Here is an 18,727-nt window from a genome sequence, read left to right as displayed (position 1 = left end):
GCGTCAGTGCGTGGGATCACGAAGCGGTTCGGTCCGGTGCAGGCTCTCGGTGGTGTCACCCTGGACTTCCCGGCCGGTCAGGTGACCGCCCTGATGGGCGAGAACGGCGCGGGCAAGTCGACCCTGCTGAAGATTCTCACGGGTGACCACCAGCCCACCGACGGCCACGTCGTCCTGGACGGCCGGCGCATCGACCTCGCCTCCCCCGCCGACGCCCGCCGGGCCGGTATCCGGATCATCCCGCAGGAACCCGAGATCATCCCGCACGTCTCCGTCGCGGAGAACGTCTACGCGGGCTCCCTGCCCCGCACCGCCGCACGCCGCCTGGACCGCACCGAACTGCGCCGGCGCATCACCGCCGACCTGCACCGCTACGGCTTCGACAAGGTCCTCGACCCCGACACGATCGGCTCCCGCCTCACCCCCGCCCAGCGTCAGCTCGTCGAGATCATGCGCGCCCTGGCCGGCGAGGCGAAGGTCATCGCCTTCGACGAACCCACCTCCTCCCTCTCCGAGCACGAGGTCGACGCCCTCTTCGCCCTCATCCGCCGCCTGCGCGACGAGGGCACCGCCGTCATCTACGTCTCCCATCGCATGCAGGAGATCTTCCAGCTCGCCGACCGCATCGCCGTCCTGCGCGACGGCGAACTCGCCGGCGTCCAGGACGCGGCCACCACCACCGAGGGCGAACTGGTGCGCCTCATGGTCGGCCGCGACCTGTCCACCATGTTCACCCGCGAACACGTCGCCACCGACCGCCTCGTCCTGGACGTCCAGCACGTCAGCACCGACGCCGTCCACGACGTCACCCTGCAGATCAGGGCCGGCGAGGTCGTCGGCCTCGCCGGACTCATCGGCGCCGGCCGCTCCGAACTCGCCCTCGCCCTCGCCGGCGACCTGGCCGTCCACAGCGGCACCGTCACCCTCGACGGACAGCGGCTGCCCTCCGGCAACCCCGGCGCCGCCATCCGCGCAGGCCTTGGCCTCGCCCCCGAGGAACGCAAGGCCCAGGCCCTCTTCCTGCAACGCTCCATCCGCGACAACACCTCCACCGTCGTCCTGAAGCGACTCAGCCGCCTGCGCTTCGTCAAGCGTGGCGCGGAACGCGAACTCGCCCAGCACTACACCGACCGCCTGCGCGTGCGCACCCCCTCCATCGAGCACGAGGTCCGCAAACTCTCCGGCGGCAACCAGCAGAAAGTCGTCCTCGCCCGCTGGCTCGCCCGCAAACCCAAGGTCCTGATCCTCGACGAGCCGACCCGCGGCATCGACGTCGGCGCCAAAGCCGAGATCTACCGCATCATCGCCGACCTCGCCGAGGAAGGCGTCGCCATCCTCGTCATCTCCTCCGAACTCCCCGAAATCCTCGGACTCGCCGACCGCATCCTCGTCATGCAGAACGGCCGCATCACCGGCGAACTCGACCGCACCGAGGCCACCGAAGAAACCATCCTCAACCTGGCCATGGCCGACGACATCGCCCCCGTCCCTGGAGCAACCGCATGAGCACCACGACCACCCGACGGGCCGCCGACAGCAGCCCCGACCAGCGCAAGGCCCCGAACCGCCTCGCCCTCCTCGCCTCCGTCGGCGGCCAGAACCTCAGCCTCATCGGCGCCCTCGTCGTCGTGCTGGCCCTCTTCGGCGTCCTGAACGACAACTACCTCACCCTGAACAACATGCAGGTCATCGCCGAGGCCGCCACCATCACCGGGCTCCTCGCCATCGTCCAGACCGTCGTCATCATCTGCGGCGGCCTCGACATCTCGGTCGGCTCCCAGGCCGGCGTCGCCTCCGTCGTCTCCGCCATGGCCTTCACCTCCGCCGGATCCAACCCCTACGCCGGCATGGCCGCCGCCATCGGCGTCGGCATCCTCATCGGCATCCTCAACGGCGTGATCATCGTCTACGGACGCGTCAACCCCACCATCGCCACCCTCGCCGGCCTCGCCGCCTACAAGGGCCTCGCCCAGCTCATCTCCAACGGCCGCGCCCAGGGCTACGTCCTCAACAACGACGTCTTCGTCTTCCTCGGCCGCGGCAAGATCGCCGGCCTGCCCGTCATGGTCTGGATCCTCATCCTCACCGCCGTCGCCGTCCACGTCCTCCTCAAGTACACCGACATCGGCCGCAACACCTACGCCATCGGCGGCAACGACACCGCTGCCCGCCTCGCCGGCATCAACATCAACAAGTACCTCATCGCCGTCTACGCCCTCATCGGCACCGTCGCCGCCGTAGCCGGCATCCTCCTCACCGCCCGCACCGGCTCCGGCCAGCCCACCTCCGGCAGCGAAGGCCTCGAACTCAAGGCCATCACCGCCGCAGCCCTCGGCGGCGCAGCCCTCAAGGGCGGCAAGGGCGGCATCGGCGGCACCCTCCTCGCCGTCGCCCTCCTCGGCGCACTCGAGAACGGCCTCACCGTCCAGGGCATCAACTCCTTCTGGCAGAACGTCGCCCAAGGCGCCCTCCTCGTCATCGCCGTCGTCATCCAACAACGCCGCAACGGCGAACGCCCCATCGGACTCCCCGCCTGAGATCTCCTCGGTGCCGGCCGGCCCCACGGGCCGGGGCACTTCGAGGAGCCGCGCGACCGGGCCACGCCCGTCTCTGATCTTCCGTCAGCGGTGGACCCGCTGGACCACCCGCCCCGATGCCGCGGCGGGCAGGGTCCACCTCCCTGACGGAACGGTGCTAGGCCGCTGAGGGTCGGCCGAACCACCACCATCGGACTGCCGGTGCCGCTGCTCGCACAGCGCGGCACCGGCAGTCCCCTGTCATCGGTACGAACGCTGGCCGGCTGCCCTCGGGGCCGGGCGGGGCGTTCTACGGTGGTGCGGCCGCCCTCCGGGCCAGTTCCTCGCGGGTGGTGCCCTGTTCTCGTGGTGCCCTGTTCTCTGAGAGGGCATTTGATGAGAGTAGTTTGCCCTTTATGTCCTAGTATCCCGCGCCTGAAATCCGATGTATATGTGTAGCCTTGTACCGTGGCGCGAATGGGACGGCCGATGGCCGAGCTGACGTTGACGGACGAGGAACGCGAGACGCTGGTCCGCTGGTCGCGGCGGGCCAAGTCCTCGCAGGCGCTGGCGCAACGGTGCCGGATCGTCCTCGGGTGCGCGGACGGGAAGTCGAACCAGGTGGTTGCGGCCGAACTGGGCATCTGGCCACAGACGGTGGGCAAGTGGCGGCGACGCTTTCTGGAGAGCCGGCTGGAGGGCTTGGCGGACGAGCAACGCCCCGGCGCCCCTCGGAAGATCAGCGACGACCAGGTCGAGGACCTGGTCGTCGCGACCCTGGAGCGCACACCGAGGGACGCGACCCACTGGTCGCGTGCGTCCATGTCCGCCGAGAGCGGGCTGTCGAAGTCCACGGTCGGCCGGGTCTGGAAGGCGTTCGGTCTCAAGCCGCACTTGGTGGACACCTTCAAGCTCAGCAAGGACCCGCAGTTCATCGACAAGGTCCGCGACGTGGTCGGGCTGTACCTCGATCCGCCGGAGCGGGCCCTGGTCCTCTGTGTCGACGAGAAGAGCCGGATCCAGGCGCTCGACCGCTCGGCCCCGGTCCTGCCGATGATGCCCGGCATGCCCGAGCGCCGCACCCACGACTACCTGCGCAACGGCGTCACCACCCTTTTCGCCGCACTGGACGTGGCGACCGGCGAGGTCATCGGCTCACTCCACCGCCGCCACCGTGCCGTGGAGTTCAAGAAGTTCCTCGCCAAGCTGGACAAGGAGGTGCCCGCTGACCTTGACGTGCACCTCATCTGTGACAACTACGCCACCCACAAGACGCCGGCGATCCAGAAGTGGCTTGCCGCCCATTCCCGGTTCCACCTGCACTTCACCCCTACCAGTTCGTCCTGGCTCAACCAGGCCGAGCGGTGGTTCGGCCTACTGACGGACAAGCAGCTCCGACGCGGAGTCCATACCTCCGTCCGCGCACTGGAGAAGGACATCCGGAACTGGATCAAGACCTGGAACGAGAACCCCCGGCCCTTCGCCTGGACCAGGAGCGCCGACGAGATCCTCGAACGACTCGCCTCATATCTTGAACGAATTCATGGTGCAGGACACTAGCTCCCGCCCGTGTCGCCGACGCCGCAAGGTGATGTTCATGCTTTCGGGTTGAGTGTGGTGTCTTTCGGTGTGTCTGCCGCGCAGGCGGTCATCCCGATGGTGGGGAAGCAGGTGCGCGTCTGTGGGAGGTGCCGCCCATGACCATGGGGACTACGACGGCTCTGCTGTCCGCTTCGGCGCCTGACCCGGTCCCAGGCGGATCGTTGGCGCATTGGGCCGGGAGGTTTGGTCGGCTTCGGCTTGAGGCTGGTCGTTCGGAGCCGTGCGGGCTGCGGTTCGCGTTCTACGGTCGGGTCTCCACCGAGGACCATCAGGACCCGGTCACCTCGCGAGGGTGGCAGCTCCTACGAGCGCAGGCCTTGACGAGTGGTCACGGCCGCATCGTGGCGGAGTTCTTCGACGTCGGCCACAGCCGCGCCCTGCCCTGGGCCCGGCGGCCCGAGGCTGCCACGCTGCTCGCGGCGATGGCCGATCCGGAGCGGGAGTTCGACGCCATCGTGATCGGCTCCAGCGAACGGGCCTTCTACGGGAACCAGTTCACCGCCATGGCCCCGCTGTTCGAGCACTACGGCGTCACCGTGTGGATACCGGAACTGGGCGGCGCGGTGGACCCGAAGGTCGCCGGGCACGAGGAGTTGATGGTCCTGCTCGGCATCCTGGCAAAACGCGAGATCGTCCGCACCCGCATCCGAGTCCGCACGGCCATGACCGTCCAAACCCGTGACCAGGGCCGCTACCTCGGAGGCCGCCCGCCCTACGGGTACCGCCTCGTGGACGCAGGGCCGCATCCCAACCGGGCGCTGGCTGGCCGCGGCCTGCGCATCCAGCGTCTTGACACCGTCCCCGAGTGCGGGCGGATCGTGAGCTGGATCTTCGCCCAGCGCCTGGCCGGCCACAGCATCGCCCGGATCACCCGCGCCCTCAACGACACCGCGATCCCGTGCCCCTCGTCGGCGGACCCGGAGCGCAACGCACACCGCAGCGCGCAGCGGTGGACCCTCACCACCGTGCGGGCGATCCTGGCCAACCCCCGCTACACCGGACGCCAGGTGTGGAACCGCCAGCGCACCGACCACGACCTGATCGACACCGCCAACACCACTCTCGGCACGCGCGACGTGATGCGCTGGAACTCCCCCGACGACTGGGTCATCTCCACCGATGTGGCGCATCCCGCACTGGTCAGTGAGGCGGACTTCATCGCGGTCCAGGGCATCCGCGCCCGACGCGACACGCTCCCCGAGCGTGAGTACGTGCTTGCGGGGCTGCTGCGCTGCGGCCCGTGCGGTCGGGTGATGGAGTCCTGCTGGTCGCACGGCCGCCCCGCCTACCGCTGCCGCCACGGCCACTCGAGCGCCACTACGCCCAGTCCTGATCGGCCGCGCAACGCGTACGTGCGTGAGGACGAGGTCCTGCCGCGCCTGCCGGCTCTGTGGATCAGACTCACCGTCGGCCCGGCGGACGAGCAGGCCGGGGGAGTCGCTAGCGCACTCGAGGTCGTCGCGGGGCTTCGAGCCCGCGGTATCGACCTCGTCTACGACCCGGCGGGCAGAACTCTGACCGCTGGCACTGCGGCGAAAGAGAGGACTGTCATCGGCTGACCGCCACCGAGCCGACGCCCACCGGAGCAGGGCGTGAAACGGCGAACGCCCGTCCCTCGCCGAAGGCAAGGAACGGGCGCCGATGACCGCTGCCCGAAAGCTGGGCACCGTGTACAAAAAGTGTGTCCGAGGGGGGACTTGAACCCCCACGCCCGATAAAGGGCACTAGCACCTCAAGCTAGCGCGTCTGCCATTCCGCCACCCGGACAGGGTGTGCAACCTCGGGGCTTCCTGCTGTTCCCCTTGGCGACAGAGAGAACACTACCAGGGTTCTGGAGCGCTCCTCACCTGCGTTTCTGTGGCCGGGGAGGGGGTGCGGTCCGCTGATCCGGTGACCGGCGGTGAAGCGGTACAAGAAGGGTCATTCAGGGCGGTTGCTCAACGGGCGGGGCGCGGTGGCGGGCGGGCCGCCGGGCGGGGTCACGGTGGCGGGCGACCGGCCCGGCGAGCCGGGCGCGCGGGGGCGCATCCGGTGGGGTGCGGGTGGCGCGGTGGTGATGGGGGTGCTCGATCGAGCGCCGGGCGGGCGGGAAACGGGTGGGGCCGGTGTGGGGAAGAGGACCGTCCCGTGAACATTCCATCGATCCGGGGTGAAGCTTTCTGTTCAGGTGCAGGATGGCCAGCGGTCCGAATCGGTCGGAAGTGGTCCGACACGAGCAAGTTGTCGAGGCTGCCGTGGTGTCCGCCGCCGCTCTCCTAGCCTCTGTGGACCACGGGAGCCATGAGGGGAACCGCCTGATTCCCGACACCGGCGGCAGTCGGTGACGCCTCCCGTGCCAGCGTGAAAGGGCGGCTTGACGTGGAACAGATCAGCGGGGCGGACGGGCCCGGGGTGAGAGGGTCGGGTGGCGGTCCGGTCGAGGGTGCCTGGCGGATCTCGGTCCTGGCCCAGGAGTCGTCGGTGCCGAGGACCCGGCACGCGGTACGGGACCGGCTGCTCGCCCAGGGCATGACCGGGCTGCGCTACCAGGAGCTGATCGACGACCTGCTGCTGATCGTCTCGGAGCTGGTGAGCAACGCGGTGACGCACGCCGCGGTGCTGTCCCCGCAGGTCGTCACCGAGCTGGCGATCGCCGGCGGCTGGGTGCGGGTCTCGGTCTACGACGACCACCCGTACCGGCCCAAGGCGCTCGAGGGTGACCTCGGCAAGCTCGGCGGCCGCGGGCTGCTGCTGGTCAAGAGCGTGACGCTGCAGGCCGGCGGGGTCTGCGACGTGGAGCGGACGGCGGCCGGCGGCAAGGTCGTCTGGGCCTCCCTGCCGCTCCCGCCGCCCACGGCCGCCGACGACGAACCGTCGCTGACGCCGGCCGTCGGGGCCGGCCCACCGGGACGCGGCGTCCCGACCCTCCCGACCGTCCCGCAGGTGACCGCGAGCGGCCCTGCCGTACCCCTGGTGCCGCTCGCCCCGCTCCTCACCCCGCGCAACGAGGGCGGATCACCGGCCCGTACGTAGCCGTACGCGGCCCCTCACCCGGGCCCGGCCGGCGATCCGGTGCAGGTCGGGCGGTGCCTACCAGTCGTGGCCGGCGATCTCGCGGATCCCGGGCAGCGCCGCTTCGAGGACGGTCCGGAACCAGACCGAGAACGGCCGCTCCTTCTCCAGCTCGGCGAGCTCCTGGGCGCTGACGAACGCGTAGTCGTCCACCTCGTCCGGATTCGGCCGCACGGGGGCGGTGACCAGGCCGACGAAGAGGTGGTTCCACTCGCGTTCGATCAGCCCGGAGGCCTCGTCCGGCAGGTCGTACCGGACGGTGCCGGCCTCGCAGAGCAGCGCCGGTGCGACGCCCAGCTCCTCCGCGGTGCGGCGGGCGGCGGCCACGAAGGGCGGCTCGTCGGGGTACGGGTGACCGCAGCAGGTGTTGGACCAGACCCCGGGGGAGTGGTACTTGCCGAGCGCGCGGCGCTGGAGCAGCATCCGGCCCTGCCGGTCGAAGAGGAAGACCGAGAAGGCGCGGTGCAGCCGGCCGGGCTGCTGATGCGCCCAGAGCTTCTCGGCCGTCCCGATCGTGACGCCCTCGTCGTCCACGAGCTCCAGGAGGATCTCCGGGCCGGCCTCGTCGGACCGGTCGTCGACGTCGGTCTCGACGTCGAGACCTGTGTCGATCTCCGAGGTGAAGTGCGTCGGGTTGGTCGGGGGACTCTGCGGCATGAGGCCTCTTTCGGGAGCACCGGTGGCGTCGGGCCCCAGTCTGCCGCATGGGTGCGGCGGATTTCCGCCCGACGCATAGTTGGTCCGGTCCTGTGCGATCGAATAGGAAGTCCATTCGATAAGTACCCAGGTCTGACCGGTTTCGGACGTTCGAGCCCCTCGCCGGTCGTCCGCCCGCCGTCCGCCCGCCGTCCGCCCGCCGTCCGCCCGCCGTCCGCCCACCGTCCCTCCGCCGTCCGCCCCGCCGGGCCGCCCGTCCGAGCGGCCCGCGGTCGCCCGCCCGCCGTCCGCCCCGGGCGCGTTCGGGCTGGTCGTCGCGGTCGCCTACCATCACTTACACGGTGTGTCGCCCGAGTGGCGGCACCGGAGCGCCACCCGGGTGGCCGGCCGGTGCGTGGTCGTCCCACGTGGTCATCCCGCTCGGCCACCCACGCTGGACCGCCCCGCTCGGTCACCGCCGTTCGGTCACTCCCGTTCGGTCGCCCGTGCGGTCACCCTCCGCGCGGCGCTCCACCGGCGGAGCACGACGGATCAGGAGACACCGCATGATCGGCCTCGTTCTGGCAGCCGGCGCCGGCCGCCGGCTGCGCCCGTACACCGACACGCTGCCCAAGGCGCTGGTGCCGGTCGACGGCGAGCGGACCGTCCTGGACCTCACCCTCGGCAACTTCGCCGAGGTCGGTCTGCGGGAGGCGGCCATCGTGGTCGGCTACCGCAAGGAGGCGGTGTACGACCGCAAGGACGCCCTGGAGCAGAAGTACGGCGTCAAGCTCACCCTGGTCGAGAACGACAAGGCCGAGGAGTGGAACAACGCCTACTCCCTCTGGTGCGCCCGCGACCTCTTCGGCGAGGGCCTGCTGCTCGCCAACGGGGACACCGTGCACCCGGCCTCGGTCCAGCGCACCATGCTGGACGGCAACGACCGCCTCGCCAAGGAGGGTCGCGCCCCCGGGATCCTGCTGGCCCTGGACACCGTGAAGAAGCTGGCGGACGAGGAGATGAAGGTCGTCGTCGACCCGGCCGCCGGGATGCGCCGGATCACCAAGCTGATGGAGCCCGCCGAGGCCAGCGGGGAGTACATCGGCGTCACGGTCATCAACCCCTCCGCCGCCGAGGACCTCTCCGACGCCCTGCGGACCACCTTCGAGCGCGACCCGCAGCTGTACTACGAGGACGGCTACCAGGAGATGGTGAACCGGGGCCTGCGGATCGACGTGCAGCCGATCGGCGAGGTGACCTGGGTCGAGGTCGACAACCACGACGACCTGACCCGGGCGCGGGAGATCGCGTGCCAGTACTGACCCGCCTGGTGCCGTCGCCGGTCTTCGTCGAGATCCGCTCCGGGGCCCTGGACGCGCTGGCCGGCATCCTCGCCGACCAGCGGCTGTCCGCCTCGGGCCGGATCGCGATCGCCATCAGCAACGGCTCCGGCGCGGTGCTGAGGGAGCGACTGGAGCCGACCCTGCCCGGCGCCGACTGGTACAACGTGGACGACGGCAGCCTGGACAGCGCGGTGCGCCTCGCGGACCGGATGCGGGCCGGCCACTACGACGCCATCGTCGCGATGGGCGGCGGCAAGATCATCGACGCCGCGAAGTACGCCGCCGCCCGGGTCGGCCTGCCGGTCGTCGCGGTCGCCACCAACCTGGCCCACGACGGCATCTGCTCGCCCGTCTCGACCCTCGACAACGACGCCGGGCGGGGCTCCTACGGGGTCCCCGGGCCGATCGGCATCGTGGTGGACCTCGACGTCGTCCGGCAGGCTCCGCAGCGCTTCGTGGCGGCCGGCATCGGCGACGTGATCTCCAACATCTCGGCCTGCGCGGACTGGGAGCTCTCCCAGGCCGTGACGGGCGAACCGGTGGACGGACTGGCTGTCGCGATGGCCCGCTCGGCCGGTGAGAACCTGCTGCGCCACCCCGGGAGCCTTCAGGACCAGGACCTCCTTACGGCCCTGGCAGAAGCCCTGGTACTGTCCGGCATCGCGATGAATATCGCGGGCAGTACCCGGCCCTCCTCCGGTGCCTGTCACGAGATCTCGCATGCCCTGGACGTGCTGTATCCCAAGCGATCCGCCCAGCACGGCGAACAGGTGGGCCTCGGGGCCGCCTTCGCCAGCTTCCTGCGGGGCGAGCGCGAGCTGACCGGTCTGATCGTGGAGCGCCTGGCGCGTCACGGCCTGCCGGTGACCGCAGCTCAGATCGGCTTCACCGAGGCGGAGTTCACCGAGGCGGTGCACTACGCTCCGAACACCCGCCCGGGACGCTTCACCATCCTTGAGCACCTCGACCTCTCCCCCTCCGCTATCAGGGACGCGTACGCCGACTATGTCCAAGCAGTCAACGACTGACCGCCCCGCGGTCGACCTCACGGTCCGCCCCTCGATCGAGGAGCTGCGGGCCGTCATCCACCCCGAGGGCATGCTCCAGCGCCGCAGCGCTGAGCACTGGGCGGGTCGCCTCTACATGCGCAGCATCTCGCTGCGGATCACCCGGGTGCTTGCGCCGGTCACCTTCATCACGCCCAACGGCCTCACCTACCTGATGATGTTCACCGGCATCCTGGCAGGGGCGGCGCTGGTCGTCCCCGGTCTGACCGGTGCCGTCCTCGGCGCGGTGCTGATCCAGCTCTACCTGCTGCTGGACTGCGTGGACGGCGAGGTGGCGCGCTGGCGCCGCCAGACCTCCCTCACCGGCGTCTACCTGGACCGGGTCGGCCACTACATGTCCGAGGCGGCGCTGCTCACCGGCCTCGGCCTGCGGGCGAGCGACCTGTTCCACCGCGAGGGCACCGCCTCCCACTGGGAGTGGGCCTTCCTCGGCACGCTGGCCGCGCTCGGCGCCATCCTGATCAAGTCCGAGACGGACCTGGTCGATGTGGCCCGCGCCCGCAGCGGGCTGACCGCCGTCGAGGACAGCGCCGCGGTGCCGCGCTCCTCGGGCGTCGCCAGGGCCCGCAAGGCCGCCGCCTTCCTGAAGTTCCACCGGCTGGTCGGCGCGGTCGAGGCCTCGCTGTTCGTGCTGGCAGCGGGCATCGCCGACGCCGTCCACGGCGGGCTGTTCTTCACCCGCCTCGCGGTGGTCGTGCTGGCGGCCATCGCGATGCTGCAGACCGTCCTGCACCTGCTCAGCATCGTCCTCTCCAGCAGGCTCCGATGAGTGCGGCGGACGGGTTCCGGCTCGGCGCCGTGATCATCACGATGGGCAACCGCCCGGCCGAGCTCAACGCCCTGATCGACTCCGTGACCGGCCAGGAGGGTCCGGCGGTCGAGCTGGCCGTGGTCGGCAACGGGGCCCCGCTGCCGCCGCTGCCGGCCGGTGTGCGCAGCGTGGAGCTGCCGGAGAACCTCGGCATCCCCGGCGGGCGCAACGTCGGCATCGAGCTGTTCGGGCCGGACGCCCGGGACGTCGACGCGGTGCTCTTCCTGGACGACGACGGCCTGCTCCCGCTCAGCGACTCGGCCCGGCTGCTGCGTGAGGCGTTCACCGCCGATCCGGAGCTCGGGATCGTCTCCTTCCGGATCGCCGACCCGGACACCGGGATCACCCAGCGCCGGCACGTCCCCCGGCTGCGCGCCAGCGATCCGCTGCGCTCCTCCCGGGTGACCACCTTCCTCGGCGGCGCCAGCGCCGTGCGGAGCAAGGTGTTCGGCCAGGCCGGTCAGCTCCCCGGCGAGTTCTTCTACGCGCACGAGGAGACCGACCTCGCCTGGCGCGCGCTCGACGCCGGCTGGTCCATCGACTACCGCGCGGACGTGGTGCTGCACCACCCGACCACCTCGCCGGCCCGGCACGCGTCGTTCTTCCACAACGTGGCGCGCAACCGGGTGTGGCTGGCGCGACGGAACCTTCCGGCCCTGTTCGTGCCTCTCTACCTGGGAACCTGGTTCCTGCTGACGCTGGCCCGCCGCCCCTCCCCGGAGGCGCTCAAGGCATGGTGGGGCGGGTTCCGGGCGGGCTGGCGCGAGCCCTGCGGTGCGCGTCGGCCCATGCGATGGCGTACTGTGTGGCGGCTGACCAGGTTGGGCAGACCGCCGTTCATCTGATGACCCCCGTCATCCGATGACCGCATCGGCCGGTGACCACACCGCCGGCCGGAGCTCCCCGTGATCCCAGTGGATCCCCCTCGGCGAAGGCCGGTGTTCCCCCACCGGCCGGCGCCAGACTCCTGATCCCCGCGAAGGACGAATGTGTCGACAGTGAGTGAACCCGTCACCCTCTCCGCCCCGAGGGGGGCGGACACGGGCCTGACCCCCAAGCAACTGGTGGAGAAGTACGGCCTGACGGTCAGTGGCAAGCGGCCCGGCCTGGTGGCCTACACCCGGGAGCTGTGGGGCCGTCGGCATTTCATCGTGGCCTTCGCCACCGCCCGACTGGTCGCCCAGTACACCACGGCGAAGCTCGGCCAGGTCTGGCAGGTACTGACGCCGCTGCTCAACTGTGCGGTGTTCTACCTGGTCTTCGGTGTGATCCTCAGCAGCCGGGACACCGTCCCCGAGTACATCCCGTGGCTGTGCGTCGGCGTGTTCGTGTTCCAGTTCTCGCAGAGCGCGATCCAGTCCGGCACCCGCTCGATCTCCGACAACCTCGGGCTGATCCGCGCCCTGCACTTCCCGCGGGCCAGCATGCCGATCGCCTTCACGGTCATCCAGCTCCAGCAGCTGCTGATCTCGATGGTCGTCCTGGTCGCGATCGTCCTGGTGAACGGGACCATGCCGGGCAGCACCTGGCTGCTGATCGTCCCGACGCTGCTGCTCCAGTGCCTCTTCAACACGGGCCTCGCCCTGGTGATGGCGCGGGTCGGCTCCAAGGCGTCCGACATCTCCCAGCTGATGCCGTTCGTCCTGCGGACCTGGATGTACGTCTCGGGCGTGATGTACAGCATCCAGGGCAACATCTCCTCCTGGCCGCCGTTCGTCAAGACGATCACGGAGCTGAACCCGGCGTCGGTCTACATGGACCTGATGCGCTACGCGTTCATGCCCGACAGCTTCGACAAGAACATCTACCCCGGTGGCAAGGACGCGGCGGGGCACGATCTCCCGCACTACCTCACGCTTCCGCACCACGTGTGGCTGATCGCCGCCGTGTGGGCCGTGGTCGCGTTCGCGTTCGGCTACGTGTTCTTTTGGAAGTCCGAGGAGGAGTACGGCCGTGGCTGACATCGCAACCACCGAGAGCCGAGGAGAGGCCGACACCGTGGCCGACCAGACGGACTCCGCGCGCGTTCCCACCGTTGTGGTGGACGACGTCCACATCGTCTACAAGGTGCACGGTGCCGGCTCCGGCAAGGGCAGTGCCACCTCCGCGCTCAGCCGGCTGATCTCGCGCAAGCGCTCGCCCGCCATCACCGAGGTGCACGCGGTGCGGGGCATCAGCTTCACCGCGTACAAGGGCGAGGCGGTCGGCCTGATCGGCTCCAACGGGTCGGGCAAGTCGACCATGCTGGCCGCCATCGCCGGCCTGCTGCCGACCGAGCGCGGCGGCATCTACACCAACGGGCAGCCCTCGCTGCTCGGGGTGAACGCGGCGCTGATGAACGACCTCACCGGCGAGCGCAACGTCGTGCTCGGCTGCCTGGCGATGGGGATGCCGCCGGCCGAGGTGAAGGCGCGCTACCAGGACATCGTCGACTTCTCGGGCATCAACGAGAAGGGCGAGTTCATCAACCTGCCGATGCGCACCTACTCCTCCGGCATGGCCGCCCGCCTGCGGTTCTCCATCGCGGCGGCCAAGACCCACGACGTGCTGCTGATCGACGAGGCGCTGGCCACCGGCGACCAGGCGTTCCAGCGGCGCAGCGAGGACCGGATCCGCGAGCTGCGCAAGGAGGCCGGTACGGTCTTCCTGGTCAGCCACAACAACAACTCGATCCGGGACACCTGCGAGCGGACCATCTGGATCGAGACCGGCGAGCTGATCATGGACGGGCCGACCGAGGACGTCGTGCGCGCCTACGAGAAGGGCGAGCGCCCCTAGCGGCGCCGCATCCGGGCGAAGAGGGGGCCGGTGCCGGGACGACAGCGTCCGGGCACCGGCCCTCGCCCGTGCGGGTGAGCGGCCCGCGCGGCGCCCGGGGGCGCTCTTCTCCGGCGCGTTCCGCGGTGCCAGGCTGTACACCGGGGAGCGGTCCGTCGCCCGGGTCGCGCTATCGGACGCGTGTCCGGGTGAGGTCAGTGGTCCAGGCGGTGTAGAACGGGGGAGTGACAGCAGTGTCGGCTTCGGCCCATCCGAGTGTTGAGTCAGCGGATCAGTCAGCAGGGGTGACGCTGGACAAGGCGGACCTGGAGAACTTCCCGGTCGCCCCGTTCTTCCTTCCGGCCGCCTGGCGTGCCGACCTCATGGCGGTGTACGGCTTCGCCCGGCTGGTCGACGACGCCGGCGACGGCGACCTCGCCGACCCCGCGGGCGTCGCCCGGCTGCTCGGCGTGGCCGTGCCCGCGCCGGCGGCCCCCGCCGCGTCCGGCCCCCTGACCCCCGAGGAGAGCGCCTTCCGGCTGGGGCTGCTCGACGGTCTGGAGCGCGACCTCGACCGGGTCTTCGAGGCGGCCCTCGACCCAACGGCCCTCGACGACCCAACGGCTCTCGACCCGGCGGCCCTCGACCCGGCGGCGCGGTCCGGCGGCGCGGGCCCCCGGCACCCGCTGATGCGCGCCCTCGTCCCGATGGTCGGCAAGCACGCGCTGACCCCCGAGCCGTTCCGCCGGCTGATCGAGGCCAACCGGGTGGACCAGAGCACCGCCCGCTACGCCCGCCACGAGGACCTGATCGGCTACTGCCGGCTCTCCGCCGACCCGGTCGGCCGGCTGGTGCTCGCCCTGGCCGGCGTCGCCACCCCCGAACGGATCGAACTCTCGGACGCGGTCTGCAGCGCCCTGCAGATCGTCGAACACCTCCAGGACGTCGCCGAGGACCTCGCCCGGGGTCGGATCTACCTGCCGACCGAGGACCTGGCGCGCTTCGGCGTGAGCGAGGCCGACCTCGCCGCGCCCACCGCCGGCCCGGCCGTCCGGGAGCTGATCGCCTTCGAGGCGGACCGGGCCCGGACCCTGCTGGATCGCGGCGCGCCGCTGGTGGGTACGGTTCGGGGGAGGCTCCGACTGCTCCTGGCGGGATTCACCGCCGGCGGCTACGCGGCCCTGGCGGCCGTCGAGGCGGCCGGGTACGACGTACTCGCCCAGCAGGCGAAGCCGGACAAGCGCCGCCTCGCAGTGAAGGCGGCGGCAATCTTCGCGAAGGGAAGGTGAACGCCCGAGTGGCGGCATCACCACTGGCATCGGCGCAGGTCATGGCGGCGTATCGGTACTGCGAGGCAGTGACCGGGCTGCAGGCCCGCAACTTCAGCTACGGCATCCGGCTGCTGCCGGAGCCCAAGCGGCTGGCCATGTCGGCCCTCTACGCCCTGGCCCGCCGGGTCGACGACATCGGCGACGGCGAACTTCCGCCGGAGCGCAAGGCCGACCAGCTGCTGCGCACCCGCGAGCTGCTGGACGAGATCCGCTCCGGCGCGGTCGTCGAGGACGACGTCGACCCGATCAAGGTCGCCCTGGCGGACGCCGCCCGGCGCTTCCCGATCCCGTTGGAGGGCTTCGACGAGCTCATCGACGGCGTCGAGATGGACCTCAAGGGCGCCGAGTACGAGACCTTCGACCAGCTCAAGGTCTACTGCCGCTGCGTGGCCGGCTCGATCGGCCGCCTGTCGCTCGGTGTCTACGGCTGCGACGACCCGGTCCTGGGCGCGCGGTACGCCGACACGCTGGGCCTGGCGCTCCAGCTCACCAACATCCTGCGCGACCTGCGCGAGGACGCCGTCAACGGCCGCACCTACCTGCCCGCCGAGGACCTCGCGCGGTTCGGCTGCGAGCAGGGTTTCGCCCTGTCGCGGCCCCCGGTCGGCGCGGACTTCACCGGGCTGGTCGCCTTCGAGGCCGCGCGCGCCCAGGAGGCCTTCGAGGAGGGCCTGCGGCTGCTCCCGATGCTGGACCGGCGCAGCCGGGCCTGCACCGCCGCGATGGCCGGCATCTACCACCGCCTGCTCGCCCGGATCGCGGCCGATCCGGGGTCCGTGCTGCGCCGTCGGGTCTCCCTGCCCGGCTGGGAGAAGGCATACGTGGCGCTGTCGGGGCTCGCCGGAGGGCGTTCTTGATTCTCGCGCCAGTTATGTCACGCTTTGTCAACGCGGAATCACGCATGGGCAGATTCGCGTTGGCCATGAGTGTCACGTGTGTGCGGTGCACCGACGCCGGCGGGCGCACCGACGAGAGGGGGGAGGGCCGATGAGCGCGCGAACCGATACCGCCCGGCCCACCGCCGTCGTGGTCGGCGGCGGTCTCGCCGGCATCACCACGGCGCTGCGCCTGGCCGAGGCCGACCACCGGGTCACCCTGGTGGAGGGCCGGCCCCGGCTCGGCGGCCTGGCCTTCTCCTTCCAGCGCGGCGAGCTGACGGTCGACAACGGCCAGCACGTCTTCCTGCGCTGCTGCACCGCCTACCGCGGTCTGGTGGACCGGCTCGGCGCCGGGCGCCTGGTGCACCTCCAGCCCCGGCTGGACGTTCCGGTGCTCGGCGTCTCGGGCGGCGGTCCGGCCGTCCGGCGGACCGTGGGCCGGCTGCGCCGGTCCGGGCTCCCCGTCCCGCTGCACCTGGCCGGCAGCCTCGCCACGTACCCCCACCTGCGCCCGGCGGACCGGCTGCGGGTGGTGCGCGGCGCGCTCGCGCTGAAGGCTCTGGACCTGTCCGACCCGGCCCTGGACGAGATCTCGTTCGGCGACTGGCTGCGCCGCAACGGCCAGAACGCGGCCACCCTCGCCGCCCTGTGGGACCTGGTCGGCGTGGCCACCCTGAACGCCAGGGCGGACGAGGTGTCGCTGGCGCTGGCCGCGATGGTCTTCAAGACCGGCCTGCTCTCCGACCCGGGCGCCTCCGACATCGGTATGGCGGCCGCCCCGCTCGGCGCGATCCACCACGACGCGGCGCTCGCGGAGCTGGAGCGCGCCGGTGTGCGCGTACTGCTGCGCGCCCGCGCGGCCGAGCTCAAGCCGGCCGCCCAGCACGCCGTGCGGCTGGAGGGCGGGGAACTGCTCACCGCCGACACCGTCGTCCTGGCCGGTGCTCAGGACACCGCCGCCGCGCTGCTGCCGGCGGACGCGATCGAGGGGCAGCACCGGCTGGCCGCCTTCGGCACCGCGCCGATCCTCAACGTGCACGTGGTCTACGACCGCACGGTGCTGCGCCGGCCGTTCTTCGCCGCCCTGGGCTCGCCCGTGCAGTGGGTCTTCGACCGTACCGCGCACTCCGGGCTGGCCGCCTCCGCGCTCGGCGCGGCCCACCCGGGGGCCCAGTACCTGGCGGTGTCGCAGTCCGCCGTCCAGGACGAGATCGATCTGCCGGTCGCCGAGCTGCGGGCGCGCTACCTGCCCGAGCTGGAGCGCCTGCTGCCGGCCGCGGCGGGCGCCGGGGTGCTGGACTTCTTCGTCACCCGCGAGCGCACCGCCACCTTCGACCCGGCCCCGGGCACCGCCGCGCTGCGGCCGTCCGCCCTGACGAAGGTCCCCGGCCTGCTGCTGGCAGGTTCGTGGACCGCCACCGGCTGGCCCGCGACCATGGAGAGCGCCGTGCGCAGCGGCCACGCGGCCGCCGACGCGGCCCTGGCGGGCGGCGCCCGCCGCCCGGTCGACCGGGGCGACGGAAGGTGGCCCAGGTGACACCGGGCCCCGTCCGCGCCGACGCGGCGAAGACCCTCGGCACCGCCGAGACCGCAAGCACCCGGCCGTCCAGCACGGCCCGGCACCACCAGGGAGAGGGAACGCACGTGGAGTCACGCATCGGCACCGCCGTCGGAGGCACGGCGCAGGCCGAGCCGGTCTCGGTGCCCGAGCTGCTCGCCCGGGCCCGCACGCTCTGTGCCGCGCCGCTGCGTGCCTCGGTGGCCCGGCTGGCAGCGCCGATGGACACCGTGGCGGCGTACCACTTCGGCTGGATCGACCGCGACGGCACCCCCGCGCAGGGGGACGGCGGCAAGGCCGTCCGCCCCGCGCTGGCGCTGCTGTCGGCGCAGGCCGTGGGCGCTCCCGCCGAGGTCGGGGTACCCGGCGGGGTCTCCGTTGAACTGGTGCACAACTTCTCCCTGCTCCATGATGATCTGATGGACGGTGACGAGACCCGACGGCACCGGGCCACCGCCTGGACGGTCTTCGGTCCGGCCCAGGCGATCCTGGTCGGCGACGCGCTGGCCACCCTCGGGACGGAGGTGCTGCTGGACGCCGCCGTCACGGGCGGGGCGAGCGCCACCGACGCGGCCCGCGCCGTGCGGCTGATCACCACCGCCACCCGCAAGCTCATCGACGGCCAGGCCCAGGACCTCTCCTTCGAGCACCGCGACATCGTCACGGTGGAGGAGTGTCTGGAGATGGAGGGCAACAAGACCGGCGCCCTGCTCGCCGCGGCCGCCGCCATCGGCGCGGTGCTGGCCGGCGCCGACGACCGGGTCGCCGACGCGCTGGAGCGCTACGGCCACCACCTCGGACTGGCCTTCCAGGCGGTCGACGACCTGCTCGGCATCTGGGGCGCCACCGAGGTCACCGGCAAGCCGCACTGGGGCGACCTGCGCAACCGCAAGAAGTCGCTGCCGGTGGCCGCCGCGCTCGCCGAGGGCAACGCCGCCGCCCGGCTGCTGGCCGATCAGCTCGCCGACCCGGAGGGCCGCGGCGAGGAGAGCGAGTCGCAGCTCGCCGCCCGCGCGGCGCTGATCGAGCAGGCCGGCGGCCGCGCCTGGACCCAGGACGAGGCCCGCCGCCAGCACAAGACTGCCCTCGCCGCCCTGGACGAGGTGCCGATGGCCGACGTGGTGCGCGAGCACTTCGTCGCACTCGCCGAATTCGTGGTGGTACGAGAGAGGTGACG

The 18,727-nt window shown here is 71.5% G+C and carries 15 protein-coding genes, 1 tRNA gene and 1 pseudogene; 15 read left to right on the top strand and 2 right to left on the bottom strand.

The features are described 5' to 3' along the window. The first annotated feature begins 6 nt into the window (after positions 1 to 6). The 4 genes from OG823_RS06025 to OG823_RS06010 all read left to right on the top strand — a co-directional run bounded on the left by OG823_RS06025 (position 7) and on the right by OG823_RS06010 (position 5,677). A complete protein-coding gene (locus OG823_RS06025) occupies positions 7 to 1,506 on the top strand; it encodes a sugar ABC transporter ATP-binding protein (RefSeq protein ID WP_371478126.1) in 1,500 nt (499 codons plus the stop codon). Next, complete coding sequence (locus OG823_RS06020; protein ID WP_371478125.1) at positions 1,503 to 2,537, top strand: ABC transporter permease; 1,035 nt, start codon at positions 1,503 to 1,505, stop codon at positions 2,535 to 2,537. Before OG823_RS06025 ends, OG823_RS06020 begins: the two co-directional genes overlap by 4 nt. A gap of 456 nt (positions 2,538 to 2,993) precedes the next feature. After that, a complete protein-coding gene (locus OG823_RS06015) occupies positions 2,994 to 4,076 on the top strand; it encodes an IS630 family transposase (protein ID WP_371484327.1) in 1,083 nt (360 codons plus the stop codon). Positions 4,077 to 4,435: 359 nt separating this feature from the next. Further along, entirely contained in the window at positions 4,436 to 5,677 is a 1,242-nt protein-coding gene (locus OG823_RS06010) for a recombinase family protein (RefSeq protein WP_371478124.1), read from the top strand. 123 nt (positions 5,678 to 5,800) lie between these two features. Here the strand turns inward: OG823_RS06010 and OG823_RS06005 are convergent. Next, positions 5,801 to 5,885: transfer RNA gene (locus OG823_RS06005), tRNA-Leu, on the bottom strand. A gap of 591 nt (positions 5,886 to 6,476) precedes the next feature. Between OG823_RS06005 and OG823_RS06000 the strand changes: the two are divergent. Next, a pseudogene (locus tag OG823_RS06000) lies at positions 6,477 to 6,947 on the top strand (ATP-binding protein); the annotation flags it as partial. A 240-nt stretch (positions 6,948 to 7,187) separates the two neighbouring features. Here the strand turns inward: OG823_RS06000 and idi are convergent. After that, entirely contained in the window at positions 7,188 to 7,826 is a 639-nt protein-coding gene (gene idi / locus OG823_RS05995; RefSeq protein ID WP_371478123.1) for an isopentenyl-diphosphate Delta-isomerase, read from the bottom strand. 545 nt (positions 7,827 to 8,371) lie between these two features. Here idi and OG823_RS05990 point away from each other — a divergent pair. The 10 genes from OG823_RS05990 (at position 8,372) to OG823_RS05945 (ending at position 18,725) form a co-directional block, all read left to right on the top strand. Continuing rightward, positions 8,372 to 9,127, top strand: coding sequence for a sugar phosphate nucleotidyltransferase (locus OG823_RS05990; protein WP_371478121.1), 756 nt, complete (start codon positions 8,372 to 8,374; stop codon positions 9,125 to 9,127). Continuing rightward, the gene (locus tag OG823_RS05985) at positions 9,115 to 10,176 is read left to right on the top strand and encodes an iron-containing alcohol dehydrogenase family protein (RefSeq protein ID WP_371478120.1); all 1,062 of its coding nucleotides are present in this window, start codon (positions 9,115 to 9,117) and stop codon (positions 10,174 to 10,176) included. The genes OG823_RS05990 and OG823_RS05985 overlap by 13 nt, the downstream gene beginning before the upstream one ends. 70 nt (positions 10,177 to 10,246) lie before the next feature. Continuing rightward, positions 10,247 to 10,984 (top strand): CDP-alcohol phosphatidyltransferase family protein, encoded by a 738-nt coding sequence (locus OG823_RS05980; protein ID WP_371484326.1) that lies wholly within the window; start codon positions 10,247 to 10,249, stop codon positions 10,982 to 10,984. Continuing rightward, entirely contained in the window at positions 10,981 to 11,871 is an 891-nt protein-coding gene (locus tag OG823_RS05975) for a glycosyltransferase family 2 protein (protein WP_371478118.1), read from the top strand. Before OG823_RS05980 ends, OG823_RS05975 begins: the two co-directional genes overlap by 4 nt. A 144-nt stretch (positions 11,872 to 12,015) precedes the next feature. Next, the gene (locus tag OG823_RS05970) at positions 12,016 to 12,987 is read left to right on the top strand and encodes an ABC transporter permease (protein ID WP_371478116.1); all 972 of its coding nucleotides are present in this window, start codon (positions 12,016 to 12,018) and stop codon (positions 12,985 to 12,987) included. Between the two features lies 1 nt (position 12,988). Continuing rightward, entirely contained in the window at positions 12,989 to 13,804 is an 816-nt protein-coding gene (locus tag OG823_RS05965; RefSeq protein ID WP_371484324.1) for an ABC transporter ATP-binding protein, read from the top strand. 284 nt (positions 13,805 to 14,088) lie between these two features. Then, entirely contained in the window at positions 14,089 to 15,072 is a 984-nt protein-coding gene (gene hpnC / locus OG823_RS05960) for a squalene synthase HpnC (RefSeq protein ID WP_371478114.1), read from the top strand. Between the two features lie 41 nt (positions 15,073 to 15,113). Next, on the top strand, positions 15,114 to 15,971 hold the full coding sequence (gene hpnD / locus OG823_RS05955) for a presqualene diphosphate synthase HpnD (RefSeq protein ID WP_371484323.1): 858 nt from the start codon (positions 15,114 to 15,116) through the stop codon (positions 15,969 to 15,971). A gap of 130 nt (positions 15,972 to 16,101) precedes the next feature. Further along, entirely contained in the window at positions 16,102 to 17,529 is a 1,428-nt protein-coding gene (hpnE, locus tag OG823_RS05950) for a hydroxysqualene dehydroxylase HpnE (protein ID WP_371478113.1), read from the top strand. A gap of 107 nt (positions 17,530 to 17,636) precedes the next feature. Further along, complete coding sequence (locus OG823_RS05945; RefSeq protein ID WP_371484322.1) at positions 17,637 to 18,725, top strand: polyprenyl synthetase family protein; 1,089 nt, start codon at positions 17,637 to 17,639, stop codon at positions 18,723 to 18,725. The last annotated feature ends 2 nt before the right edge of the window (positions 18,726 to 18,727 follow it).

This window comes from Kitasatospora sp. NBC_00315, assembly GCF_041435095.1.
GTDB lineage: Bacteria > Actinomycetota > Actinomycetes > Streptomycetales > Streptomycetaceae > Kitasatospora.
This window is presented reverse-complemented; position numbering and strand designations above follow the sequence as displayed.

Coding starts and splice junctions, on each gene's coding strand:
- idi (WP_371478123.1), bottom strand. CDS start 7,826: ATGCCGCAGAGTCCCCCGACCAACCCGACGCACTTCACCTCGGAGATC.
- OG823_RS05980 (WP_371484326.1), top strand. CDS start 10,247: ATGCTCCAGCGCCGCAGCGCTGAGCACTGGGCGGGTCGCCTCTACATG.
- hpnE (WP_371478113.1), top strand. CDS start 16,102: ATGAGCGCGCGAACCGATACCGCCCGGCCCACCGCCGTCGTGGTCGGC.
- OG823_RS05990 (WP_371478121.1), top strand. CDS start 8,372: ATGATCGGCCTCGTTCTGGCAGCCGGCGCCGGCCGCCGGCTGCGCCCG.
- OG823_RS05975 (WP_371478118.1), top strand. CDS start 10,981: ATGAGTGCGGCGGACGGGTTCCGGCTCGGCGCCGTGATCATCACGATG.
- OG823_RS06020 (WP_371478125.1), top strand. CDS start 1,503: ATGAGCACCACGACCACCCGACGGGCCGCCGACAGCAGCCCCGACCAG.
- OG823_RS06015 (WP_371484327.1), top strand. CDS start 2,994: ATGGGACGGCCGATGGCCGAGCTGACGTTGACGGACGAGGAACGCGAG.
- hpnD (WP_371484323.1), top strand. CDS start 15,114: ATGGCGGCGTATCGGTACTGCGAGGCAGTGACCGGGCTGCAGGCCCGC.